The organism is Bacillus sp. FJAT-49711 (assembly GCF_018343715.1).
Lineage (GTDB): Bacteria > Bacillota > Bacilli > Bacillales > Bacillaceae_C > Lederbergia.
The window spans coordinates 440,052-464,545 of the sequence record NZ_JAGYPL010000004.1; the positions used below are offsets into that span (position 1 = coordinate 440,052).

Annotated in this window: 23 protein-coding genes and 3 pseudogenes; 3 read left to right on the plus strand and 23 right to left on the minus strand. The window is 35.9% G+C overall.

Annotated elements, in window-relative coordinates; genetic code table 11:
* Window positions 1-52: 52 nt before the first annotated feature.
* From KHA96_RS19760 to KHA96_RS19770, 4 genes are all read right to left on the minus strand, one after another.
* Window positions 53-1,099 carry an aldo/keto reductase gene (locus KHA96_RS19760; protein WP_213131017.1) on the minus strand — a complete coding sequence of 349 codons (1,047 nt, stop codon included), beginning with the start codon at window positions 1,097-1,099 and terminating at the stop codon, window positions 53-55.
* Window positions 1,099-1,443 carry a TIGR04076 family protein gene (locus tag KHA96_RS19765; RefSeq protein ID WP_213131018.1) on the minus strand — a complete coding sequence of 115 codons (345 nt, stop codon included), beginning with the start codon at window positions 1,441-1,443 and terminating at the stop codon, window positions 1,099-1,101. Before KHA96_RS19765 ends, KHA96_RS19760 begins: the two co-directional genes overlap by 1 nt.
* A gap of 31 nt (window positions 1,444-1,474) precedes the next feature.
* Window positions 1,475-1,609 (minus strand): hypothetical protein, encoded by a 135-nt coding sequence (locus tag KHA96_RS23310; protein ID WP_283248476.1) that lies wholly within the window; start codon window positions 1,607-1,609, stop codon window positions 1,475-1,477.
* A gap of 347 nt (window positions 1,610-1,956) precedes the next feature.
* On the minus strand, window positions 1,957-2,874 hold the full coding sequence (locus tag KHA96_RS19770) for a phosphotransferase enzyme family protein (protein ID WP_213131019.1): 918 nt from the start codon (window positions 2,872-2,874) through the stop codon (window positions 1,957-1,959).
* A gap of 104 nt (window positions 2,875-2,978) precedes the next feature.
* On the opposite strand from KHA96_RS19770, the gene KHA96_RS19775 reads away from it, so the two are divergent.
* Window positions 2,979-3,164 carry a hypothetical protein gene (locus tag KHA96_RS19775; RefSeq protein WP_213131020.1) on the plus strand — a complete coding sequence of 62 codons (186 nt, stop codon included), beginning with the start codon at window positions 2,979-2,981 and terminating at the stop codon, window positions 3,162-3,164.
* Between the two features lie 137 nt (window positions 3,165-3,301).
* Here the strand turns inward: KHA96_RS19775 and KHA96_RS19780 are convergent, their stop codons facing one another.
* The 19 genes and pseudogenes from KHA96_RS19780 to KHA96_RS19865 all read right to left on the minus strand — a co-directional run bounded on the left by KHA96_RS19780 (window position 3,302) and on the right by KHA96_RS19865 (window position 21,658).
* Window positions 3,302-3,541: a helix-turn-helix domain-containing protein gene (locus KHA96_RS19780; RefSeq protein ID WP_213131021.1), complete on the minus strand. Its 240-nt coding sequence runs from the start codon at window positions 3,539-3,541 to the stop codon at window positions 3,302-3,304.
* Window positions 3,525-3,962 (minus strand): RNA polymerase sigma factor, encoded by a 438-nt coding sequence (locus KHA96_RS19785; RefSeq protein ID WP_213131022.1) that lies wholly within the window; start codon window positions 3,960-3,962, stop codon window positions 3,525-3,527. Before KHA96_RS19785 ends, KHA96_RS19780 begins: the two co-directional genes overlap by 17 nt.
* A gap of 156 nt (window positions 3,963-4,118) precedes the next feature.
* The gene (locus KHA96_RS19790; RefSeq protein ID WP_249315781.1) at window positions 4,119-5,285 is read right to left on the minus strand and encodes a TcpE family conjugal transfer membrane protein; all 1,167 of its coding nucleotides are present in this window, start codon (window positions 5,283-5,285) and stop codon (window positions 4,119-4,121) included.
* A gap of 67 nt (window positions 5,286-5,352) precedes the next feature.
* Window positions 5,353-5,853 carry an antirestriction protein ArdA gene (locus tag KHA96_RS19795; protein ID WP_213131023.1) on the minus strand — a complete coding sequence of 167 codons (501 nt, stop codon included), beginning with the start codon at window positions 5,851-5,853 and terminating at the stop codon, window positions 5,353-5,355.
* A 49-nt stretch (window positions 5,854-5,902) separates the two neighbouring features.
* On the minus strand, window positions 5,903-6,394 hold the full coding sequence (locus KHA96_RS19800; RefSeq protein WP_213131024.1) for an antirestriction protein ArdA: 492 nt from the start codon (window positions 6,392-6,394) through the stop codon (window positions 5,903-5,905).
* A gap of 159 nt (window positions 6,395-6,553) precedes the next feature.
* Window positions 6,554-6,775 (minus strand): annotated as a pseudogene (locus KHA96_RS19805) (hypothetical protein).
* A 129-nt stretch (window positions 6,776-6,904) separates the two neighbouring features.
* A pseudogene (gene mobT, locus KHA96_RS19810) lies at window positions 6,905-8,104 on the minus strand (MobT family relaxase).
* Between the two features lie 212 nt (window positions 8,105-8,316).
* Window positions 8,317-9,657, minus strand: coding sequence for an FtsK/SpoIIIE domain-containing protein (locus tag KHA96_RS19815; RefSeq protein WP_213131026.1), 1,341 nt, complete (start codon window positions 9,655-9,657; stop codon window positions 8,317-8,319).
* Window positions 9,657-10,037 carry a YdcP family protein gene (locus KHA96_RS19820; RefSeq protein ID WP_213131027.1) on the minus strand — a complete coding sequence of 127 codons (381 nt, stop codon included), beginning with the start codon at window positions 10,035-10,037 and terminating at the stop codon, window positions 9,657-9,659. The genes KHA96_RS19815 and KHA96_RS19820 overlap by 1 nt, the downstream gene beginning before the upstream one ends.
* Before the next feature lie 13 nt (window positions 10,038-10,050).
* Complete coding sequence (locus tag KHA96_RS19825) at window positions 10,051-10,365, minus strand: YdcP family protein (RefSeq protein ID WP_213131028.1); 315 nt, start codon at window positions 10,363-10,365, stop codon at window positions 10,051-10,053.
* A gap of 192 nt (window positions 10,366-10,557) precedes the next feature.
* Window positions 10,558-10,683: a hypothetical protein gene (locus tag KHA96_RS23315; protein ID WP_283248477.1), complete on the minus strand. Its 126-nt coding sequence runs from the start codon at window positions 10,681-10,683 to the stop codon at window positions 10,558-10,560.
* A 100-nt stretch (window positions 10,684-10,783) separates the two neighbouring features.
* Complete coding sequence (locus tag KHA96_RS19830; RefSeq protein ID WP_213131029.1) at window positions 10,784-11,920, minus strand: helix-turn-helix domain-containing protein; 1,137 nt, start codon at window positions 11,918-11,920, stop codon at window positions 10,784-10,786.
* A gap of 23 nt (window positions 11,921-11,943) precedes the next feature.
* A complete protein-coding gene (locus KHA96_RS19835; protein WP_213131030.1) occupies window positions 11,944-12,666 on the minus strand; it encodes a DUF5986 family protein in 723 nt (240 codons plus the stop codon).
* Window positions 12,667-13,216: 550 nt separating this feature from the next.
* Entirely contained in the window at window positions 13,217-13,585 is a 369-nt protein-coding gene (locus KHA96_RS23415; protein WP_349305816.1) for a DNA cytosine methyltransferase, read from the minus strand.
* Between the two features lie 380 nt (window positions 13,586-13,965).
* Window positions 13,966-14,310: a DNA cytosine methyltransferase gene (locus tag KHA96_RS23180; protein ID WP_249315815.1), complete on the minus strand. Its 345-nt coding sequence runs from the start codon at window positions 14,308-14,310 to the stop codon at window positions 13,966-13,968.
* 241 nt (window positions 14,311-14,551) lie between these two features.
* Window positions 14,552-16,267, minus strand: a complete 1,716-nt coding sequence (locus KHA96_RS19850) for a hypothetical protein (protein ID WP_213131031.1) — start codon at window positions 16,265-16,267, stop codon at window positions 14,552-14,554.
* A 1,072-nt stretch (window positions 16,268-17,339) separates the two neighbouring features.
* Complete coding sequence (rlmD, locus tag KHA96_RS19855; RefSeq protein ID WP_213131032.1) at window positions 17,340-18,719, minus strand: 23S rRNA (uracil(1939)-C(5))-methyltransferase RlmD; 1,380 nt, start codon at window positions 18,717-18,719, stop codon at window positions 17,340-17,342.
* Window positions 18,720-19,214: 495 nt separating this feature from the next.
* On the minus strand, window positions 19,215-20,237 hold the full coding sequence (locus KHA96_RS19860) for a multicopper oxidase domain-containing protein (protein ID WP_213131033.1): 1,023 nt from the start codon (window positions 20,235-20,237) through the stop codon (window positions 19,215-19,217).
* 425 nt (window positions 20,238-20,662) lie between these two features.
* Window positions 20,663-21,658, minus strand: a complete 996-nt coding sequence (locus KHA96_RS19865; RefSeq protein ID WP_349305806.1) for a Gfo/Idh/MocA family protein — start codon at window positions 21,656-21,658, stop codon at window positions 20,663-20,665.
* A gap of 144 nt (window positions 21,659-21,802) precedes the next feature.
* Between KHA96_RS19865 and KHA96_RS19870 the strand changes: the two genes are divergently transcribed.
* Both KHA96_RS19870 and KHA96_RS19875 read left to right on the plus strand, forming a co-directional pair.
* A complete protein-coding gene (locus tag KHA96_RS19870) occupies window positions 21,803-22,519 on the plus strand; it encodes a YqcI/YcgG family protein (protein ID WP_213131035.1) in 717 nt (238 codons plus the stop codon).
* A 513-nt stretch (window positions 22,520-23,032) separates the two neighbouring features.
* Window positions 23,033-24,092 (plus strand): annotated as a pseudogene (locus tag KHA96_RS19875) (IS110 family transposase).
* Window positions 24,093-24,494 lie beyond the last annotated feature (402 nt).

Genomic DNA, 24,494 nt, shown 5'->3' on the forward strand with positions numbered 1-24,494 from the left:
AAACTCCCTCTCCTCTACTAAACTCTCTCTTCTAGACTATACTTACACTCACTTATTCTTCATTTAAATTCATCTTCATAATATTGCGATACTTCGAACCAACAGTACGCTCTAACTCAAAAGGTTCCCCATCTAATATTGGATAGTTCTCTAAGAATTGTTTAATTTCTTCGATGTCGGAACAATCGAGTTCGAAAGTAAATATTTGCGCGTTGGACTCAACATGCCTGCTATTTCTAACTCCAATAATAGATGCCCCGACTCCTTGTTGACTCAATATATATTTTGTCGCAATCTGAGAAGCCTTGACAGAATACTTTTTACCGATTCTTTGCAGCATGAACAATAATTCCTGATAGGCATCCCACCCCAAGGTATCCTCGATTACTTGGAAATATTTAACGTGTGAGCGTGTTTCAGGTTGAATCGATGGTTGGCCAATCCATTTTTCCGCTATCAAACCACCTGATAATGTACCATAACACAGCAGGGAAATTCCTTTACTTTTACAATAATCGATTAATTCCTTTTCTGGACGTCGATCAAAAACCGAATATTGATTTTGACAAGATACAATAGGGATACCGGCATCAACGAGCTCACTCAAATGCTTCGTATCAAAATTTGTAACGGCGATGTTACGGATCTTTCCTTTTTCTTTAAGTTTCAGCAAATCTCCCGCTGTCTCAACACAGCCGGGCACATTGTAATCCCACCAATGAAACTGCACAAGGTCCAATACATCCCGCTTTTGACGTTTGAGGCTTCTGTCGATTATTTTTTCTGTATAGTCGTAATCAATCTCACCTAGCAAATTGATATCCGGTACATACTTAGTATGAACTTGAATATCGTGTGGTGAAAGAGTGCTTCCACGCTTCAATTCCGTTAAAAAGTCACCGAGTAATTCTTCAGTCCCCGTATAGATATCTGCACAATCAAATGTCGTAAATCCCCTTTCAGCAAGCAGATGGAAAGCCTTCATGACATCTTGCATGTCCAATTTTGTTTCTAAGCTATGGCCTTCCGATAGCTGCCAACACCCGTTGATCACTCTGCTGATCGTATAATCTTTTGCTAATTCGAATCGTTCCGCCATTATTGTTGATCTCCTTTATGTATGGGTTCTATTGTGCATTCAGCATGACTAAATTCCTGAGTCCCAGTACGAGTTATTTTAAACCTGGCCCCACAGTTTGGATCTGGGCAGGCAATAAGGCTATCAGACAACATCCAGTCATTATCATGTAATGGCCGCTGCTTGGCAGGCAATAATGGCAAAATAGCACTTAAAGCATACATGGAAAATGAATTAGCTTCTGGGAAGATAAGGTCTTCTCCAACAACTAGAAAATAGTCCCCTTCTTTGTGCCTGCATACCATCGGTTGATCTGTAGCAACAACCTCTACCTTTAAGTTATATAGTGTAAATTTATCATCCACGGCACGTCCTCCTTTCCACACTTGTAGCAGTTTAAGTTTCTATAAAAATAAAAAACGCCTGTCCTGAAATAATTAATTCAAGGACAAGTGTTAACCTGCGGTACCACCTTGTTTGATATGTATCGTACATATCCGCTCTGTAGAGTGCTCCTACACCCTTAGCCATGTAACGCTGGCTCTGCGTCTAAGCTACTAAAAATAATTTCGTTCACTTTGCCCTCTGAGGCCCACTTGCTGTTACTGCACCTATCCGGCTCACACCATCCCGGATTCGCTGAGAGATCGTTTAACAGTTTAACTTCCTCGTCTACGGTTTATAAAATCTTAGCATCCTAGTTTTCTATTGTCAATAATTACTTTAATATTTAGATAACTTAACTGAATGCTTAAAGACCTAGAAATAGGAAAAAGAATGTATACTTCTTGGTTTTGGAACATGTTAATTAAATTACCATGATAGTTTCTCGCATAGCATTAAAACTTTCATCACGAATCCGCACTCTAGCATCTGCCTCATACCATTCTGTATAATCCATCAAAATTATTACAGCACCATTCCGGAAGCCTTTTGATAAACCAGTCTTTAGTTACCCACAATTCATAATGCAAAATGATTCCCAATAAGATTTGGAAAGCAACATAATAATCAATTTCACTTTCATTTACTATAACGCCCATAACTTCCTCATAGCCCATTATGATACTTTTTCTACAATCTGCTTCATTTACAAAACTGAATACACTTCCAAAATCCAGCATAGGGCTACTATATCCAAATAATGAGAAATCAATTGGGACCAACCCTTTATCAGTAATCAATATATTAGATAACGACAAATCCGTATGAAGAAAAATAGATTCCGCTTGTTTCAATCTGTCGCCAATCAATTCCAATGCATTTGACATAGATTCAAAGTATTTCTTATCCAACTTACCATTATTATAGTAGGCAGAAAGAAAGCTTATTAGCTTTTGGCATAGCTTCTGATCATAATGGATCACTTCATTTGCATAATAGCCCTCAGCTGCTCTATGCATTCTTCCTAACATTTTACCCAAATCATAACCAAAGTGGTCAGTTAAATCATCTTTGTTAAGAGTTCTGCCCGGTAGCCATGTTAACATAGTGGCAACTGTACCGTCCTTATGGACTGTCACTAATTTATCATCTATGTTCTTTATTGGTAACTGTACATATAATCCATTAGCATGTAGATGCCTCAAAAATTCAAGCTCATTTTCATGCCTTTTCATTGTAATAACATCATTATCAAAATGCGCTGTATTAAAACCCGGCTTTGACTTGTGTATTCTAAGGAGATATTTGTCATCAATACAATAGGTCATATTTTCATTATGACGAACTAAATTAGCTTTTACATAAGGCATATCGTATTGCAATAATATGTCATTTAATAAATTCGCCTCCATCATACTTTCTCCTTTCTTACGCTTAACAATATTTTTCCAATTTTGTTTTATTTTCATAAAGCCAAATTAACATAGCCTTATTAATTTCAAAAATTGCTGGAGAATTGGAGAAGTATGCCATAAATATAGTCTGGATAGACAGCATTACATGCCATATTGAATTAATTTCAATATTTGTTAAAGCGTTAGTATTGTTGTATGTAGCAAAGAGATTTGCTGCAAAATTAAACCAAGTTTCTCTTAAGGATGTATCGGAAAATACTTCGCTCAAAACACTTGTTGAGCAATAACAAATATCGGCTCATCATCAGATGAATGTATCTGATTTTTTGTTATACTGCGCGACGTTATCTTCCGCGCTTTCTTTGTCAAGGAACAATATATATGTGAAAGGGAAAACCTAACCATGTAATCAAATCTTGAAAGCTTAAATGCCCTGCATAAGCTTCGAACGTAAACGATCATGTGTGTCTACATCAATGCCCCAATACGTATTACCACGCTCATCATAAAGTTTACGCATGGACAAACTAGTCATGTAGCTTCCATAATGCAAAATAACATATTTCATCGCTTCTGGATCACCCTTATTTGCAGCCAAAATAATTGGATATGGCAATAAGCCACGTTCGTTGTCTTTTGTGTTAGCATCAATCATCCCAGTCATCTGCATGTTCCTCCAAAAATCGCTTTAACCATTTAAAAGAGCTTGTCCGTCTATACTGAACCGTACTACGGGGAATCTCTAGTAGTTCGGCTATTTCTACATCTGATTTATCAAAAAAGTAGTATAGTAGGACTGTCTTACGCTTTTCTATTGGCAAAGTACGCATTGCTTCAGCAAGTAATTTCAGAGTGATGTTCTTACCATCCACTTGAAAACCTTGACCTTCTTCTCCTTCATATTGTTTATCTAAGGTGAAAAGTTGATTTTCCTCTTGTGGTGTCAAATTTGAAAACGTTGTCTCCTTTTCTTGTCGCTGTTGCCTTTCGTTATAAATATTAATTGCTTCATTCTTTAACACACGTTTACAAAAAGCATTAAATGCGCAGCGTACTTGCCACTCGGTACGATCTGGTTCTATCATGCATTTCCTCTCCCTTCGCAACTGCAAAGGCGGGTGATGATTTCCCCTTTCATAACCTTCAACAAGTTTTTTTATAAAATGCCAAAGTTATCCGCAAATTTATAAGGAGATAAAAAAAGAACGCTACGCTCATTATTTAAGCGCACGTTCCTTATTTTAATTTTTTTTATGTGTGAGGAAGAAACTTGGGATGAAAATTAATAAAAGGACAATTGCGGATACTAAGAATCCAGCATGGTAACCTTTTAAGCCATTGGTAATCGTTGGGTCTAATCCATGTGAGACAGTTGCAACAACCGTGGCAATAATAGCTGTTCCAAAACTTGAGCCGAGATTTTCAATAATATTAATGCCGATACCTGCTGGTGGGAGTTGTTTGTCTTCAATTCCTGTATAAGCATCACCCATCAACGGGAGCATAATCCCCCCAACACCAGTACCACGAATGAACAATACGATAGAAATCCAAATTATACTTGTTTTATCAGTGATAAAAATAAGCGGAATAAAGCCGATAAGAGAAATAACAATACTGACTATAACCACGTATTTTGCACCAATTCTATCAATCAGTTTACCAATCAACGGTCGAGTAACCAGCATTCCAACCCCTTGAGGAATTAGAGCAAGTGACGCTTGAATGGGTGTAAAATCATGAATATTTATAAAGAACAATGGAAGTATTAACATCGGCCCGATAATGGCAATGTTCGCTAAAAATAAACCTATGGTTGAGACTAAAAAGGTTTTGTGTCTAAACAAGTTCATTGGAAGTACTGTTTGATTCTTTCTGACTTGATTATATAAAAGGTAAATTATTGCAAAAGCAAAACCAATCCCCACCCACAAGATTGTATGACCATTATTAAATGAAGCATGATCTGCCGCTTTTGTAATTCCGAAAATAAATGCCACACTCGTTAAAGATAAAATAATAATTCCAAAAACATCGAGTTTGCTGTCCTTGTCAAATGGTTTAAAGTTTGGAATATACTTAATCATAAGTGGCTTCCCTGCATAAGTTAATTTAGGGCGCGAAAAGTAAGTGATGACGGATTTTAAAAAGCTATATGGCTTTTTACCATCAAATGTTTTTTGACTCATAAACCATGTTAAGCCAACAGGAATTTCCACATATTTTAATAACGCTCCATTGATCATAGAGAGTGGGGGAAGATTACCAAGTAACATGACAAGCAATAAAGAAAGTACAAACCACGACATTTGATTAAACGTGACGGGGAAGGGTAAACGAAAATCATTAATCGCATAAATCACTTTTTCAACCGACCAAATACGTGTATAACTTTTTAATTTTTTCATAGGTTCTCCTTTCAAAGAAGAAAACAGCCTGCATGAACACAGACTGTTTCACAATTTTTATATTTACTTATCCAACATATTCAAACACAACATGTGAAGTAACAAGAAAACTCCCGTTTATCTCTAAATCTCTTCCAAGCGCTTGATAGTCAATATAGTTTTGTAAATTAGTAGGTACTTCACCAAGCATGCCTGTTTCTTCTACATAATATCGAGCCACATCTTCCATATCTTCACAATCTGCATAACAGATAATATCATCTTGATTTTCTAGTAATTCTTCTAAACTATCAAACCAGTAGCCTTGAATATCAGATAGTTCATGATAAATTGGTGAGCCTTCCAATTCTTCTACCATGGCACATAACCGATTGATTTCAGAAATTGAGGTGTATTCACCAATCTCAAATGGCAATTCATAATCATGTATGGCATATTCTTCATATTCACTATTTAATCCAATACGTTCTTTCACTTCTTCCATATCGATTGGTGGGGTAAACCACGCTCCAACTAATTCGCCCTCATTATATTTTCCGAGATTGGCGATATATACTTGCATGTCCATTTAATGATCTCCTTTCCAAAAGGATTTTACTGATAGATACGCTTTTCATTTATCGTTTATATTCAAAAATTCCACGTGATGTCATCATAAAATTTCCCGTAGCTTCAAGATAACGACCATAAGCTTCATAATCCATATACTTTTGTAAACGTGGAGGGATAGCGACACTTTCTTCTATAAATATCTTTGCAACATCAATCATACTTTCACTATTTGGATAAAAGATAATTTCATCCATATGTTCTATTAATTTTTCAATGCTACCAAACCACTGACGCTGAACTTCAGAAAGGGCATCATATAAAGGAGAACTTTCAATATCACCAATTGCTTTACATATTCGTTTGATTTCAAAAACAGGTGTAGTTTCTTCTATATCAAAAGGTAAGTCATATTCAAAAATAGCGTATTCTTTGTATTCATCATCCAATCCAATACGTTCTTTCATTTTTTCGTAATCAATTGGTGGTTCAAACCAAGCGCCTCTGATTTGTTCTTCTTTATATCGATCAACATTTACGATAAAAACTTGCATCCTCATTTAAGTTCACCACTCTTCTAATAAAGATAAAAAAACAGCAGAAGTTTAACTGCTGATACACAAAGCAAGCCTATTTCCCCTACCGCACTACCGTTTGGTGCACCATTTTTTCACAAAACATAAGAAGACCACTTATCTTCCGCAAAAAAACGGTATAATTTAAGCCCCTATAATTCGATTAAACAAGTTTAACAATACATCTTTTACTCCACTTGCATTAAAGACCAATCCTACTGCAACCAACGCAACAATTAAAAATCCAATCAATTTGGAGAATTCTCGTTTAAAGCCTAAATAAATACCTATCACAACAATCGCCATTAATACTAAAGACTGTGCATTACTTAAAAATCAGTTATACAAATTTTGTCCAAAGTTCATCTTACATTACTCCTTCCACGTTCTAATATTTTGTCACTTGACGCAAACATTCGAAAAACCATAAAACGATACCGCCCAAGATTGTAATAAAAATGTATTTTAATAGTTTCATGGCAGTCCTCCAATCTATCATTTAATGACATCCTCTGTTTCAAGTGCCTGTTGCATCAATAATTGTTGATGACGTTTGGTTAATTTCGCTTGATCTAACATATCTTTAATCACGGTCGTTTGATTGATTTCATCTAGTTTAGTTGCCAATTTCCAAGTAGGAGCGACTTGTCGAGCCAACCATCTAAGTGTTTTATCAAATGTGTAAGGTTCAGGTTTTGTTGTTAAATAAATTTTTCTATTTTCACCTAAATCTAAAAAACGCTGCCACTCTGCATTCATTGGCCAACTGCTTCGACGTTTTTTCTCGTCTTTATCGACAAATCGAATATACCGATTAATAATAGAAAAAGCAGTTCGCCCCACATCTTCATACGTCATTAAATCAACAACCGCATGATACGCACGATCATTTTTTAATCGAATTTCAAACCGATTTTTAATGTCCGTATCTTCAAGTGATGCACCGTGTTTCACGTATTGTTCGTAATCCTTTTCATAGGCACAAAAATAAACATCGCTTTTTAAAGAGCCAATATATAACGTATTTCCCATATCACGTTTTTCTTCTCCATGAACCAATTCGCCAGAACGATAACTTTTAAAGCTGCGAAAAACCGAAATACATTCTTCAGTTCTACATTTGTTCGTTAGAAACGGAATATCCAATATGCCTGTCTTATCATTGATCGCAAGGTCAACTCGTTTAAAGACACCATTTACTCGAAATACATCCATGAAAAAATCAAACCATGTACGTTGTTAAGCTAGTAGGAAATTTTCAAATTGCCGACATCCTTTTCCTTTCAGTTCAAGTAAACAGCCTTTATCCTCATCTGGCGAAACCATAACGACAATGTCGCTAAAGACATATTGTTCCATGTAAGAATAAAACGCATAATCCTCATGGATCATATACTCCATTTTTAACCGTAAGATTTCTTCAATAACTGGCTTCGGGTTCGTTGTTAAAAAACGTATTCGCACATAATCAAATAAGATTTCCAAAGGCGCTTCTGGATTAAATTGTTCTAATATATCGAACATCGCCTGTTGTAAGGTTTGAGTCGGTGTCATTTTTCCTGTTTCAATCTCACTAATATATTGTCTTGAAATTCCCACATGTACCGCTAATTTGTTTTGCGATACGCCATATGCCAATCGTTTTTCTTTTAATTGTTGATACCAAGGTACTTCATTCATGTGCATTCCTCCCAACAGAAAAAAGATGTCAACTAAGGGCTAAAAGCTGACATCTTCGTAACATGACCTAAACCCTTGATGCATCAGGGTTTCTGTGCTTTTGAAATAGTTTCTTATTGTTTTTCTACCCCCCTGTTAGAAATGGGGGGTTAAGGCGTGGCTATCGCCACGCAGGCTTAGCCCAGTACGTCGGCTTTCGCTTCGCACGCCGCCGCACTGGGCAGCCTTTAGCGAGTCAGTTTAGCAATTTCGTTTAAAAAATCATGTTCTTTAGGGACTAGTGGTGTGTAAAATTCAGAAATGACATTATCCCCTTTATCGACATAGCCTCGCCCTTTAATCTGTTTTAAGAAAAATTGCTTTTGCACATCGCTTCCAAACATCATGCCATATCCAAGTTCACTCATACGACCTAAAGCAACCCGAAAATTAAACTGATCTCGAATGCCATCCCCAAGATATTTTGCTTCTGGTCGCTGACAGGCGAGAATAAGGAAAAATCCTGCTTGTCGTCCTAACATAACAATCTGTTTCAGTTTAGTTAACACCGCCGTATTTTCCTTAGAAACAAGCATTTCCATAAATGCTACATATTCATCAAAGACTAAAAAGTTCTGAGATAAGCCTAAATAAGCATAGTTTTCTCCTGTCTTATAGTTAGGCATCTGTTTCATTTCTTCACTACGAGCAATCATATCCTCATAAAATTGGTCAATACATGCCATCATGTCTTCCTTTTTATAATACACATCAGGCATAACAGTGGCTAAATCTGCTAAATCAGCATTTTTGGGATCTAAAATATACAACTTTGCATCTGTTTTTAATAACGCTTCAATCAAAGTTAAAATAAAGTAGGTTTTCCCACCACCTGTTCCACCAGCAATTAACATATGCGGAAGTTTATCATATTCCCAATACATCGAGTCCATTAGCTTTAAGCTACCATTTTGTGCGATTACTTCATCAATCGAAATGCGATTCGCAATCATGTCATAGAAAAGCACATACTCTACATAGGAATCATGTAATTCTTTGGAAACTAATTCACAATACAGACCACTTTCTAATTTCTTTTCCAAATTTAAAAGTGGCTCTTGATATTTGCCAAGTGTAATTTCTACTTGAATATGAATCATCCCTTTTTCATACCGATAATACATCTTTGGAAAATGGCTAATTTTTTCATTCGCTTTACTAGATGGTATATCTTTGAAAAACCCTTCTTTCGTAACTTGTTTTGTTTCATACCACTGATTTTCTAAAATCATTTTTGCGGGCTTTTGCCGATGAATAATCTGTTTTAAATGGTTATAACGATACCGATAATAAACAAAAGCATATACAGATACCATCACCAAACTAATCACTAATGAAGTTAACCCATACATACTCATAAAATGTGTTTGAATCGGATCAAGTTCCCACGTTGCCGAAAACAAAAACTTTACATGAAAAGAGATAAAGAAAGCGAACCATACAACAAACAGTCCAAAGAAGATAAATTGAAAAAAGAGAGATGCGTCACCAGGTCGTATTCGCTTCCCTCTTTTTCGGTAAAATTTCATTATTTATCCTTGTTAGGTGTGGATTTTTGATTGTTACTGCTTGGTTCCGCTACTTTCCCTTTTAGAATTAAATCATCTGCCTTGATATACCAATCCACGTCCGCACCACGAAACGTAGCATTTGCAACAGTATCAACAACGGGATTAATTAGTTCCACTTCTGCATTATAATCAAAGTCTTTCAATGCAACAGAAGCAGGAATACTTACTTGAATCATTTGCCCTTGTTCTCGAGACTTTAAGTCATATGTGCGTTCTTTTACTTCAGATGATACCGTTCCATCTTCATTTTGAAGAAACACTTCCCGACGTAATGAAGAAAACTTTAATAACCCAAATGTCTTCTCTTTATCAATCACAATTCCTTGTGCTAATCTCATCTCTTTTTCCTCCCTATGCTTTTACCATGTCATCTGCATGTAAAATATATTTTGTAAAACCACGATCACCAATTTTATAACCTTCTGCGGTAATTCTTGCATTGACTAATTTAACTTTTTCCTCATGTTCAAAAAGTTTCTCTCCTGCTTCTTGTGGCAAGATTACCTCAATATCATCCGCACGTTGAATATCGGAATACAAGTTATAACTGTGTGACAATGTTGTCATGCACCCATTAATACGACGTTGTTCCACCTTACCCTCACCAGCATATTCTAAATTACCAAAGGTTTTTTCCATGTTCGGAATAACATATTTAAGCTCCATCGCTCATTACCTCTTTTCTTTTTTAACTTTCTCTTTAAAAATACCAAAATCCCCTTTTTCAGGATTTAGCCTGTTAAAAGGGGATTAGAGTTGTTCTTAAATGATTCTAAATCACACTAAGAGTTAAAAATATAGAATTTTTTAATGATGGAATAATAAAGAATCCCTGCGTTTTACAAGGATTATTATTATTTAATGCTTTTTATCTTGATGACTTTTTAAAGTTTTACCCGCTTTAGATTTCGCAGATTTACTGCTATTTTTTGAAGCGAGCGTTTTACCAGCCTTACCTACTTTTCCGCCACTATGTTTTACCAAATTTAATCACCTCACATATCTAAGACATAATAAAGGTTTTATTTTTTATACTCCTATATTTTTACTCCCAATTACTAAATACCATTTCAACTTTCAATATTTAATCTCTTCTCATTTGAACAATTTTCCCTCTATTATTGTCTGTTAACTTTTCCAATGGAATTCCTAATAATTCTGCCAAAATATCATTCGGCAGACTAATTCTGTATTTCCTTTCCAACAAATCTGAAAGAGAGCTTTCTCCGATAATACCTGCTTGTTCTAGTAATTCAAAAGCCTGCTTCATAACAGTAGGTTTAGATATAGGATGAACGGTATCAAATGGTTCGCTTCTTTTCCATCCTCTTGAACTCATCCTTTTTTGCAATCGTAGATACTGCTCTGAAGATACTAATCCTAGACTTTTTGCTCGATATACCATGCTAGCAGCAGAAACTTTCCACTTTGATTTTAGATTAAGGTACGCATCTAAGTTATCTTCATATCCTTTTATATCTTCACAAAAGGCTTCCGAAGGTAATAAAAAGTTAGACGCAAAAATATTCGCCTCCTTCTCCATTTCGCGATATTCTTGTGGATTTAGCTCTTGGGGATTTACTTTTTCTGAATGTAATACCCAATGAGCTAATTCATGTGCCAAACTAAATTGTTGACGAAAAAAAGAATTATTATCTTGGTCAATTAAAATGCAATAATAATTTTTTCCATTCACCTTTGTTTGACTACCAAAAGCATCTACTTTTTCAGATTGAGAATTTATTGCTGCAACTTGAAATCCATGTAATTCAAGCAAGTGAAGCATATTCTTGATTGGCTTATCCCCTAATTCCCATTTTTTGCGAAGTTGCTTTGCAGCTTCAGCTGGCTTTTCCGATAATTCCAACTCTCTCAAAGTCGGAAAATTAACATAGTTTTCAAAGAAATTAGCTAATACAGCTAAATACTTTTTTAACATTTCGCTCGGTTTTTTTTCAGATTGTGTTGATGTTAGTCTACTTCTATAAAATGTACCTAATTCGTTGTAAGTAAATTCATCATCTTGTTGAAAATATTTTAATGGAAAACCAAGTGCAAATATTAATTTTTGATATGTTTTAGCACTTGGCTGAGCATCGTTATGCTCATATTTCGAAATCATTTGTTTTGATACTCCAACTCTATCTGCTAGTTGGGGTATAGACATTTGTCTAAAACGACGCGCTTCCTTCAATCTATCTCCATTGAAAGATATTGTCATTGTATACCACTCTCTCTAATTACTTAATCATCTATAGTTTTAGTTATATCTTTTAATGTTACTAGTGACTGTGTTGACTCAACAGAATCACTTGTATTATCACTCATAATGTTATCGCCAAAATATTGAGTATCCAATAAATCAGAAATATCCCACTCACTCGACAGTAAAAAATCAGAAGTATATTCTTGCAATAACGCTGCGATTGCTTCATCTTCATGGTAAGTGACGCTTACCATTTTCACCTTTTTTATATTGGTAGCATCTTTTCCAATCATTTTTTCAATATCTTTTTGTCTTTTATTATTTAGTTCCTCGATTGTCTCATCATCAATAGGAACGAGCTCTAATTGTTCATTCTCCTCCATCGGTAACAAACCTATGTTTTTCAGCAAAAAACTAACTGAATAATGGGAATTTTTTCCTTGTTTAATATATTTATTTTTGACTTGAGACAAATTAATATCGGAAAACAATAGATATAATACACCATTACTACGATCAAAAACAGGATCAATTTGCCAAAGGCTTGTCCTTTTAATATGAAAAACTTCTATTTCATCGAATTTGCTAAATTGAGCTTCCAAGTCGTCACTTCTTCTTGCCCATACACTAGCATGTAATCCATTTTTATTACTTTTTGAAATTGCTTCTTCAAAATCATCTACAACATCTTTACCAGTAATCGACATTGCATGTAAAATACCTTCTATAACGATTTGTTCCATATCGGTAGCGATAGCCATTAGAGACACTCCTAACTATGTAGTTTAGAAGTATCATACCATTTAGGTTGACCTTTTACAACACTTTTCCGATCCAAACTTACTATTAATAGATTTAACACAAAAACGTCCCTGCATTTCAGCTTAAATAAAACTTATACAATAGAAATATTTATCTTCATAACAAACAATAATAATAGTATTGTATTTTAAACTGTATAAAAATATTTTTATATTTTGAATGACCTAATTTCACTTATCAATTAAGGCGGAGAACGAGAGTTACTCATTTAACATCACAACTCCTTACGCTTCTTGAAAACGATAATCCACTCGTCCATAAAAATCACACACCAAAAGACAACCATGGTTTCTCCATTTTTATCACATACCTATTTCCCATGAGAAAAAAACGGTAAGTCTTCAATCTCTATCTCATTTAAAACAAAATGATCGTCAATCCAATCCATCACTTTTGCTTCATTTTCTTCCAAAGAAACCACACTCCCCCTTGATTTAGCCAATAAAAAAAGCATGACAGATAGAATTTGTCACACGTTAGTTTGTTTATCTATAATACTTCTGCAATACCAGCCATAATATATTCCGCACATGGTACTGCAATCGCTTTGTATCTAGCATAATCACTTATAGATTCATCTTTATTCCCAAGGGCTGTCCAGCCCTCTGGTAATCCCATCAATCGTTCACATTCTAATGGGGTAAGTTGACGAATAAATCCATCATTTTCTTCTCCTTCGTACCAAAATGAAAAATAATTCACGGATCCTGCGAGTAAAGTTGGAAAAGGATCTCCTGTTCTTCCGAAACTTCCATGAAACCCATTTTCTTTTCTTTTCTTTCTTTGTCTGTACTTCGCATTCGTCTTTCTTGAAAAGGTCGGACGATGGGTATTTTCCCCCTCGCTTTTTGAGTAGATATTCTACTGGTAATGGCGGAGGACAGCCTGCTCTCTCCGCAAGACGTAAAAACCGATTGCAAATTGCGGGCTTTAAATAATGTTTCTGTGGCACGTCTTCCTCCAAAATCTGCCACGAGGAAGATACGTCTTCTTCTTTGAGCAAGTGTGGGCCTTCCCCAATATTGGGCATCCAACAATCGCCAAGCGACATCAACATCATTCCCTCGGACCATTCCAGCGTTTGCCCAGACTTCAGAAACAGGCATTGGAATTTCGGTATTTGTGAACAATTCAAGCACGGCCTTAAAAACCAGCCTTTTATTTGATGAAAAAGCTCTTATGACGTTTTCCCAAACAGCGATAACTGGATATGTTCCATTCGTTGCACACCTCATTTCTTATATAATTCGGATTGCATGATAAAATAAACCAGATTGACTTCCTGTAAGACCTTCTCGTTTACCAATATTGGATAAGTTTTGACAAGGGGAACCAAATGTAATGATATGAACAGGTGGAATTTCTCCACCTTTTACTTTTGCAATATCTCCTAAATGATGGATGTTTGGAAAATGTCGTTTCGTAATAGATATGGGAGCTTTTTCAATTTCACTTGCCCATATTGGTTGAATCCTATAACGAGAAGCAGCTAATGGAAATATACCAATACCATCAAATAAACTTCCTAATTTTAAATTTGTGTTATTATCATTTTTAATCGTGTCATCATTCAAAAGTTTCATCTCCAATTTAACAACAAAAAACGCCATCTGTCGGTAAGTACCCTTCAAATGACGTTAAAAGCAATTATTGAAATAACAACAGTGAAAGGAAAAACTTGAGGTTTTTATCACTTTTGTTATTAATTCCCTCATAACAAAAGACGCTTCAAACCCTGTTAGGAATTTGCTGCAATTTTTAAAAATTTGATTTGAATTAATCAAAGTATTTGAATGATTTATAAAAAGCTATCTTGATTTTCAATTACTCAAATCCCTCTTTAAAACTCTGAACAGAAAGAACTTTTACAAGACTATCATCTTTTTGAATATATGGATATACGGTAGGATTGACGGTTAAAATTCCAACATTGACTTCATTAAATTCCGATTCCAAAATCTGCTCAAAAACATTTTTTCTGTCTAATACAAACTGCCTTAGCTTATTCATTTTTGTTTTTTGTTCATTAATTTTATCTACAACTTTTCTAACATCCATAAAATTATGCTGAATACCATAATTTTTTAAATCCATAATAACAAGTGAATTTTTCTCAAAATATAGTAAGTCTATTTCATGAGGCATTTTTTTTATAGATTTTATATCCTTTTTTAATTCTGGAATTTGTGCTAAATCTATATTTATCTGTGCATTGATATTCTTTTCATGAAGGAATAATTCCAATTCTGGAAGATCATACTCATCATAAGATTTCTTAATTAACTCATTCCATGTATTAGTAACCATATCTGAGTATATATCTCTATTCAATATTCTAAGGGATAGGTAATTCAGAGATTCTAGCCATGTATAAGTCGGGACAAGAATTTTTGTTTCCAATCTAATTATTGGCGTTCTAAAAAGTCGACTATTTGCACTCCCCATATTATGTTTCGTCTTTTTATCTTTATCAGCATCATTTTGTTTATAAAATTCCTCTTTGTTTAGTGTAAAAACATTCATTAAGTTACTCACACCCTGGGATGTAAGTTCTTGGTTTAGCATTATATCAATAGATAATAATTCTTTATCAGCTATACTTACATAATTATCAAGTATTCGAAATGCTCGTTCTCCCTCATTTGTAGTAACATATTTAATTATATCTTTTGGCTGAAAACCTAGAGATTCTTTAAAAATATCAAATAGTTTTTTAGTGAAGTCGTTTTCCACTCGTACCTTTTCACCTTTTGTTGTATTACTGTACAAAGAGAATGCCTCTAATATTTTTTCCGGTAGCATAATACCCTTTTCTTTGTCTAATTTAAAATCCTTACGATCACTTCTTAATATTGGAATAGATTCACCTATCTGATAGAGTATGTTTTTCGCATGATATAGTGTTAGGATTTTAAAAAAGTCGACTGGCTTCTTTGTCGCTTCATCGCTAAACTTCACTTTATTTAACAAAATTGAATCCACAGCACACTCTAACGACCCTTTTATTTCTCCCATAATCCCCCTAATATCATCAATATTACTCCTATCTATCATCCGCAACCAAAACGCAGTGTTTTCTAAACTTTCATTCAATTTTATCCCTTCGCTATCCTCTGCGCATACTAAGAATGTCAACCTACTTAGAACACTTGCAAACTTAAGAACTTCTATCAACAATTCTTCCGCTGTATGATTGATAGTATACCTTTCAATCTGTATGTCTATTTCCTTACCAATAAAATCTAGCAAGTCTCTAAAATCTCTATTACTAAATGAACTGAAATCAAATGGGATAATATCAAAGCCGTTAACCTCAATTATTGTTCCTATAATTTTAGATGAAGTATAGTTCAAAGAATTAATATCAAAAAATGGACCAAACTCTTTCATAAGTTCTTCATTGTCATTTAAATCACGTAATTGTCCAATAATCACTTTTTGAATGGTTTTTATTATTTCATCATAATTACTCTCTTCAATATTTATAGCGGTATTTTCAGTAATCATGTTTAATATAATATTTTCTCTTAATTTGAACATAAAAACTCCTTTTTTCTCTATTTATAACATATATTCATTAGTTGAATTCTTTCCTTCTGTTACTCCATCTTGGGAAAACTAATTATAGTAAAGCAAAAAATACGAGGGCACTTTTCAAATATTATCTTTTACAAAAGAGTTTTTAACATATAATAAAGTAAAATTATACAAAAGTAATACCACACCTAATCCGGACTAAATGCATTAACAATTACAACTTCGTTTAAAATCTGTAACTGAATACTGTTGTTCCAACGATACGATTCGCTTATGAAAAATTTCGAAATCCGCTTCAGAGCGCTCTTATTCATCTTCAAATATACAGCTTTTTTGGTTATTAATAACCAACGTACTTTTGCTTACACAAACGTGACTATATGTTTCATTTTACCTTCTCCAATTAATTATTCATAAAGGTCCTTCACATAACTTTATCCATTCCACTTTCACATATACGATTTCTATGGATCAAAAATACTAAATTGATTCTAATAAGGAGATGAAATTAGTCTGTTTGGGTGCATTACCCTTTTGTTGAAGATATCAATTATTTATAGTGATAACTCAAACTGTGATTTGCATTAAAAATTACATTTTCAAGAATTTTTCATATCATATTCTAAGCACTAACACTTCCTGAAATCCCTTTTAAATCAATGATATTGTTTTTTATTTGGTTACAGTGAGAGTAGAGTGAAATAGTAGCAATGATCCAAATAATTTTGCCTTATGAAGGATTATTTAAACTTTTTATGACTGGATCACTTTGATATTTTATCTGAATACATTGGTTATTACTACAATCTTCAATTTGTTTACACTGATTTCAAAATCGATAAATCATCCATTATTTTTAAATAGAAAAACGGCGATAATAAATTTTCTTATCTTATTGTCGCCGTTAAAATTAATATCACCTATATTGAATTTTATAATTTATCTCTTGTATTCCCACACCCCAGATCAATTACCACTGAAACGGTAATGTGGGTTTTCAGTACTTTATTTCTCGTTTTTTCACCTTCTCCTACAAACACGAAATGCTTATAAAAGTGCTTAAAACTAAGGATTTCTATATAGTTTTCCGTTGTATCCACGCCACACACTCCACATGCATAGTCTGCGGAAACATATCCACCGGCTGCACTTCCACTGTCTTATATCCCCCATCTTCCAAAATCCGCAAATCCCTTGCCAATGTCGCAGGGTTACAAGACACATACACAACCTTTTTCGGTTTCATGTTAATAACCGTATCAAGCAATGCCTGGTCACAGCCTTTACGTGGTGGATCAACTACAAGAACGTCCGCTTGAATCCCTTGTTTATACCAGTCTGGAATAACGGTTTCTGCTTCCCCAACTGCAAATTCAACATTTGCTATGCCGTTTAGTTCTGCATTCCTTTTTGCATCTTCAATTGCTTCTGGAACAATTTCGACTCCGTACACTTTTTTTGCTTTTTGGGCTAAAAATAATGAGATGGTGCCGATACCACAATATGCATCAATGACGGTTTCTTCTCCGCTCAGATTCGCATATTCCAAGGCCTTATCATAAAGGACTTTCGTTTGGTCTGGATTCACTTGATAAAAAGAACGTGCGGAAATGGCAAACTTGATGTCTCCAATATAATCATAAATGACTTCTTCGCCCCACAGGACCGTTGTTTGGTCACCAAAAATCACATTTGTTCGTTTGGTATTAACGTTTTGCACGATGGACTTAACGCCAGGTATTGCCTTAACGATTTCCTCTACAATTTGTTTACGATTTGGTAAATCTATCGTACGGGTAATCAAGACGATCATCATTTCACCTGTCTTTTTACCAGTACGTGCCATCACATGTCGTAAAGTCCCTTTATGAGTTTGTTCATTATACGCTTTAACACCATACTTACTGCAAATCTCCTTAACCCTTTGCAGGATTACGTCATTTTGTTCCATTTGGATGAGACACTTTTCCATATCGATGATGTCGTGGGATCTTCTTTGATAAAATCCTCCGATTAGCCCACCTTCATGCTCACCTATTGGAACTTGGGATTTATTCCGATACCGCCACGGCTCGTCCATTCCTAAGGCTGGATGAACGGGCACATTTTCAAGTTTTCCGATCCGCTCCAATACGTCGCGAACTTGCTTTTCTTTAGCCATCATTTGTCCTTCATAGCTCAAATGTTGAAGCTGGCAGCCGCCACATTCTTTATAAATCGGGCATACCGGCTCAACCCGATACTTACTTTCTTCATAAAGCTCAATTAATCGTCCAAATCCATATCCCTTATTTAACTTAATTACTTTAATTTTTGCTTTTTCACCTGGCAATCCATTCGGAACAAAAAGCGGATATCCATCAACCTTTGCTACTCCGTTGCCATCATGGGTCAAATCTTCAAATATTACATCTATATAATCATTTTTATTGACTGGTGCTTGAATTTTAGCCATTATTGTCTTCCTTTTCCGCGCAAATTTTCTTTATTGATTGTATCATAATTTGCTTTTTTCACATAAAAAGAGAAAGTAATTGAAGATTCCTCGTTTTATCATAAGGATGAGCGAAATTTCAGTATAGCATCTATGATAGACAAGATCGCCTTTATAAGTCGGACTTTGTCCATTATAAGCCTTATATTGGACAAATTTTCCTTTCCTTCATAAACTTTGTCAATCATAATCATTATATTGGACAGATTTTCCTTTCCAACCTTCACTTTGTCCAATAATGTGATCGCCTTGTTTTTATAAAGGTGAAATTGAGGAATTTTTTATATTTATTGCTGAAAATCTCCATTGAATTGATGTGGCTTTTTAAATAACTGATAAACATTCAGCCGGAATTGAGATTCAAGCAAGAATTGAGGTTAATTCTCGCTGGATTGTTAAAAATAGCGCACTAAAAAAGGATGAAATCCATATTAGATTCCATCCTCTTTCCACTACTTATTTTTCAACCCGCAACTTCGCTACCGCACCCTTGCTCGCATGGTTGAATTGATGCGTTACGATTGCATACTCGCCTTCCTCTGTCACAGTGAACTCAACAACGGCTCCACCGCTTGCTGGAAGTAATACTGTTTGCATTCCTTTAAAGTGGTTATCAGGATTTCCGTCGACATATACATCATCCATAATCGTGCCGACAATGTGGAAGGAGCTTACTTGGTTAGGTCCTACATTGTTCACATAGATTCTTACTTTTTCACCAACTTTAGCTACTAACGGTTCATCCTTTAAGCTAAAAGTATCACCGTTTGTATTGCGATCTCCTTCTTTTAATGCCTTTGTTGAAAATACGACTTCGCTTGGGTCCCCATTTAGAAAATCATCAAAGTCGTTGTATTTGTACCATTCATTTTGTATTAAGACAAATTCGCGATCGACTTGATCATCTGTTGGGTAGCCTTTCTTAGGTTTTACGATCATGACGCCATGCATACCATTTGCGATATGTGATAATACCGGATCTGTTCCACAATGGTACATGAAGACACCAGGATTATTAGCTGGATACGTAAATGTTCCGTGTTCATTTGGCATGATATCTGCAAAATTCTTTGATGGTGATGTATGCACCGCGTGAATATCCACACTATGAGGAATCGCAGGATCCATATTTTCTAAAGTAAAGTGGATCAAATCTCCTTCATTTACGACTAGAAGCGGCCCAGGTGCTTCTCCATTAAAGGTCCATGCTTTGTAAAACTTGTGTTTGGCAATTTCGATATCTGTGATTTGTGCCGTCATTCCGATATTTACTTCATGTTCTCCGATGCGTTCAAATGTTACAGGTATCGCTTTTTGATTTAGTCCTTCATGCGGACCAAATACCTCCTGCTCCGTTTTAGCTGCTGCTTTTACATGGTGCTCTCCACTAGTAACCTTTTCAGACGAATTCCCTCCACAACCAGCAAGCACACCAGCGACCAATACAACTGACATTCCTACACCAAGAAATTTTTTCATGGTTTTCGTCTCCCTTTATTTTGTATAGAGCTTTTTTACTATCTTCAATATAAAGGGAATCAAAATTAAACTTTGTGATACCAATCACAAAATAACATTCTGTCAAAAATTGTCCATAATTAGAAAAGCGCAAGCGCCTTGCTCATCGACTTACAGGCCCACAGGACGTGGCGGCATTTAGTCGAAATTTCTTCTTTGTCCTTCGACTGAGATAAAGGAATCACGGCGAGGAACGAGCTAGTGAAATTGGTACTTCAAATTCCCCCCGATGTTGACTTATCGTAGGGAGAAGGGCAAGAGGTTTGCTAGTCGATAGACGCCGGAGCTAGACATTGAAAGCCTATATTAAAAAATATAGACTTAAATATTTATACAATCTTTACCTATTAAAAAGAGCCCATCTACAATAGATGGACCCTCCTTGTTTAATTCAATTCTACTCTTTTTCCTTCTTGTTGAGAACGAGCAGCTGCCTCATTCACAGCGGTTAAACGGATAGCGTCATCCTTCGTAATTGAAGGGGCTGTACCATTCAAAATCCATTCTGTCCACTGTACCATTGGCATCGGCAATGCTTCAGGCGCTTCTGGAGTTTGCCAGCCTTCAAAATGTTTGCCGGTCACTCTAAGTTGTCCATCTTCATATAAAACGGTTCCTTCCGTACCGTACAGTTCAAGTTGGAAAGGGCTTCCATTCGATACAAAGCTCGTCTCAAGGATACCTAGTGTACCAGATTCATATTCTACTAGAACGACAGCATTATCATCAACACCAAGTCCGTTCGTTTGCTGTAATCTTGCTTGTACAGCAACAGCCTTTCCAGCTAAGCGATTTGTTAAATAAATTGGGTGAGCACCAAGGTCGATTAATGCACCACCGCCTGATTCTTCTTTATTGAAAAAGCGTTCTGGCAGCCAGCCGCTTGTTGATCCTTCAATTGGAACAGCTCCGTTATGAGCGAAGCGGCAACGAATGGTTGTCAACTGACCTAATTTTCCTGAGTTCAATGCTTCTTGAGCATATAAATAATAGCTTTCTGTCAGCCTCGGCAATGAAAGCATTAAATGAACGCCATTTGCTTCTACTGCTTGATAAATTTCCTCACAATCCTCTACTGAAAACGCCAACACTTTTTCTGAGAAAATATGTTTCTTATGATTTGCAGCTGCAATCATTACTTCTTTATGTACATTCGTAGGAGTGCTAATTATAACAGCATCAATATCTTCGTTCGATAATACATTTTCCAACTCTGCTTCAAATGGGACTCCAAGCTCTTCCGCCCATTTTTTCCCACGTTCTGCATCTTCATCCCATACTAATTGAATGGAAAGATTACTATTATCCTTGGCATTTCTTGCATAATCATCTGCATGTACATGCCATCTGCTTAATAAAGCTACATTGATCAATACAGACACTTCCCTTCTAATAATTATGACTTCTTAGAATCGTACAAAGTAATTATATCTCTTTATTCATAATATGTGAAAAGTTTTGCAATATATTTTTTATTGTTTTATCTATAACCAGCCGGGTAAATATTGCAATATGAGGTGATAGTAATGTTAATGTCCAAAGAAGAGATGTCCAACCCAAACATTGTCCCTGAATGGGTAGCAAAAGAATACAATCATTTTCATCAAGTCGTAACGAACAAAACATTCCCTTGTACTTTTGGCATGGCAGCAGAGAATAAAAATGAGCTTCGCTACTCTTATATTACTCATGATGATTGGTCTACACTTCCTGAAACATTGGGAGACTTCATCTCGCTTTTTGATTCAACAAAACCATTGATTCGGCATGGCTTTTTTCTATTTGTAGAGCCTGAACAAGAAGAAAAGCCGCTCGAATATTATCGTGAATATTTTTGGCGAATTCTTCAATACTTGCATGAACAAGATGATAAACCGTGGCCAACAGACTATCCTAAAGATCCAGACCATCATTTATGGAATTTTATATTTTCAGAGGAGCCTTTTTTTATCTTTGGAAATACTCCCGCCTATAAACAAAGGAAGACGAGAGATTTAGGAAACAGCTTAATTCTTGGTTTTCAGCCACGGAGAATATTTGAAGGATTGGAAGGTACATCAAAAGGCGGGATCATGTCCCGTGAAAAGGTAAGGGCGAGAGTAGAAAAGTGGGACCAGCTCCCGAAACATCCAAACATCAGCCACTACGGCGACCCTGAACATCGTGAATGGAAACAATTCTTCATCGGAGATGACGCAAAACCAATCGAAGGTGAATGTCCCTTTCACCATAAACAAATGTGAAGATTGTCTATGACATTTAGGAATGAATAGCATTTAAAAAGGACAGCCTCGTTTCCAGAAAGCGGAAATGGGGTTGTCTTTTTTAAAATTCATTGCTTATTTTTAGCACCGTTGATTGGAGCTGAAGGCGGCGACTCCTGGTCGGCTAGAGACGGCCACGTCCTATGGCCCCAAAGCTGACACTTGGACGTCCTGTCCGTCGGGGGATTAGCGTGACAGGTGGAGATCCCGCAGGAGTGCAGCGACGAGGAGGCTCACCGCACGCCCCCGGAAACATACTAAGATTAGTTGTACAGACCGAGGCCATGGTTTGTGCTACTATTTTTTATAGTAGGAGTGAAGGAAAGTCGTGGGGACGCTGGGATCTTTGAATCCGTATAAGGAAACCGACTTACTTCACAGCCTTATTTGAATCAGTTTAGTATGTTGGATCCTCGAGATCGTGTATAAGAAAGTGGAATCGATAAGGCAATGTGAAGACTTCTATGAATGTTGATTTTAGGAGAATGAAAGATGGGACATGTGATTGCTTTTGATGTAAGTATGGGGAAGAGTACGATGGTTGTGTATGACTGCAATCAACATTGTCAATATGAAGGTGAGTTAGAACACACGGTATCCGGCTTTGAATCATTAAAAAAACGTTTAGAATCACTCAGGGAACTAGATGGAGAAGTACCTCAGATTGTTTTCGAGGCTACTGGCGTCTATTCGCAAGGACTTGAAAGTTTTCTTCAGGCACAAAACTATCTTTACAGCCGAATTAATCCTTTACAGGCTAAATTACAAATGGCTACCTCAATGCGTAGAAATAAGACAGACATTAGTGATGCCCATGAGTTTTCCTCTGCTTGAAAAAGTATTCTCGAAGAGCTCAATCCAATTTTTAAATATTGTACAGCTTTATCCGCACCCTGATTATTTGCGAGGCCTATCAAAGAAGGAAATACTTGATCAAGTTAAACAAGCAACTCGAAAGAATATATCTGTAAAAGAAGCGGAAGAATAGACTGAAATGTTAATCGCCGCTCTTGAAGATTCTCATTCAGCTATCAAGGTAACAGATGTGCGTTGCCAACATCTAAGGCAAATTGCGAGAAGGATCGTGGAACTGAAACAACAGGAAAAAGAAACGATTCAACAAATGGTGGATCTCTCCAGGGATCGGATCGATTTCCAAGTACTTAAATCTTTTCCGGGAATCGGAGCACAGACTGCCGTCAAGATTATCGCTGAATTAGGGGATATTCACCGTTTTAAAAATCATAAACAAGTGAATGCGTATGCGGGAATTGATATTCAACGGTATCAATCCGGAAAGCTTCAGCATCAAGATCGGATTAATAAACGCGGGAATAGAAGGCTGCGGAAACTCCTGTTTTTCATGATAATGACGATGATCTCCCAACGAAAAAGGTCACAGAATCGGATTGTAGATTATTATGATCAATTAAAAAAGCAACCTCAGAACAAGCATCATAAGGTTGCCGTAATAGCATGTGTGAATAAGTTCCTGAAAGTCGCATTTCACCTTATTCAACACGGCATCCTGTATAACTACGAATTGTCTTAAGCAAGTTAGTAACAGGATAATCTCACTATAGCACAAAAGACATTGTGAAAAAACAGATTTTCGATAAGTCTATTTGGCATACGTATTTTTATTTATTGGTTCTTTTCCAGGAGATTGTTGCTTTTAAGCAAAACCTGTTGAAGGTTGATTGGAGCGAAAGTGCGAGACTCCTGCGGGATTAGTGGGACAGGTGAGACCCCACAGGCGTTTACGCCGAGGAGGCTCACCGCCCGCCCCGCGGAAAGCGAGCAACTGTAGCGGAAATCAAGCTTCCGCATTACTTAGTTAAAAGCAACAAAGTTTGCGCAAACAGCCTATTGATAATTATCCGTTCTTAAATTTCATTTCCCAACAAAATAAGTTAGGAAAAATACTTGACTACAGGTAAGAAAGCGTCCGCCT

What these genes read in the sequence shown, in the direction of transcription:
- KHA96_RS19760 (WP_213131017.1), bottom strand. Translation starts at nt 1,099, where the DNA reads ATGGCGGAACGATTCGAATTAGCAAAAGATTATACGATCAGCAGAGTG.
- KHA96_RS23310 (WP_283248476.1), bottom strand. Translation starts at nt 1,609, where the DNA reads ATGGCTAAGGGTGTAGGAGCACTCTACAGAGCGGATATGTACGATACA.
- KHA96_RS19770 (WP_213131019.1), bottom strand. Translation starts at nt 2,874, where the DNA reads ATGGAGGCGAATTTATTAAATGACATATTATTGCAATACGATATGCCT.
- KHA96_RS19780 (WP_213131021.1), bottom strand. Translation starts at nt 3,541, where the DNA reads ATGACTGGGATGATTGATGCTAACACAAAAGACAACGAACGTGGCTTA.
- KHA96_RS19785 (WP_213131022.1), bottom strand. Translation starts at nt 3,962, where the DNA reads ATGATAGAACCAGATCGTACCGAGTGGCAAGTACGCTGCGCATTTAAT.
- KHA96_RS19790 (WP_249315781.1), bottom strand. Translation starts at nt 5,285, where the DNA reads ATGAAAAAATTAAAAAGTTATACACGTATTTGGTCGGTTGAAAAAGTG.
- KHA96_RS19795 (WP_213131023.1), bottom strand. Translation starts at nt 5,853, where the DNA reads ATGGACATGCAAGTATATATCGCCAATCTCGGAAAATATAATGAGGGC.
- KHA96_RS19800 (WP_213131024.1), bottom strand. Translation starts at nt 6,394, where the DNA reads ATGAGGATGCAAGTTTTTATCGTAAATGTTGATCGATATAAAGAAGAA.
- KHA96_RS19815 (WP_213131026.1), bottom strand. Translation starts at nt 9,657, where the DNA reads ATGAAATTTTACCGAAAAAGAGGGAAGCGAATACGACCTGGTGACGCA.
- KHA96_RS19820 (WP_213131027.1), bottom strand. Translation starts at nt 10,037, where the DNA reads ATGAGATTAGCACAAGGAATTGTGATTGATAAAGAGAAGACATTTGGG.
- KHA96_RS19825 (WP_213131028.1), bottom strand. Translation starts at nt 10,365, where the DNA reads ATGGAGCTTAAATATGTTATTCCGAACATGGAAAAAACCTTTGGTAAT.
- KHA96_RS19830 (WP_213131029.1), bottom strand. Translation starts at nt 11,920, where the DNA reads ATGACAATATCTTTCAATGGAGATAGATTGAAGGAAGCGCGTCGTTTT.
- KHA96_RS19835 (WP_213131030.1), bottom strand. Translation starts at nt 12,666, where the DNA reads ATGGCTATCGCTACCGATATGGAACAAATCGTTATAGAAGGTATTTTA.
- KHA96_RS23180 (WP_249315815.1), bottom strand. Translation starts at nt 14,310, where the DNA reads ATGAAACTTTTGAATGATGACACGATTAAAAATGATAATAACACAAAT.
- KHA96_RS19850 (WP_213131031.1), bottom strand. Translation starts at nt 16,267, where the DNA reads ATGTTCAAATTAAGAGAAAATATTATATTAAACATGATTACTGAAAAT.
- rlmD (WP_213131032.1), bottom strand. Translation starts at nt 18,719, where the DNA reads ATGGCTAAAATTCAAGCACCAGTCAATAAAAATGATTATATAGATGTA.
- KHA96_RS19860 (WP_213131033.1), bottom strand. Translation starts at nt 20,237, where the DNA reads ATGAAAAAATTTCTTGGTGTAGGAATGTCAGTTGTATTGGTCGCTGGT.
- KHA96_RS19870 (WP_213131035.1), top strand. Translation starts at nt 21,803, where the DNA reads ATGTTAATGTCCAAAGAAGAGATGTCCAACCCAAACATTGTCCCTGAA.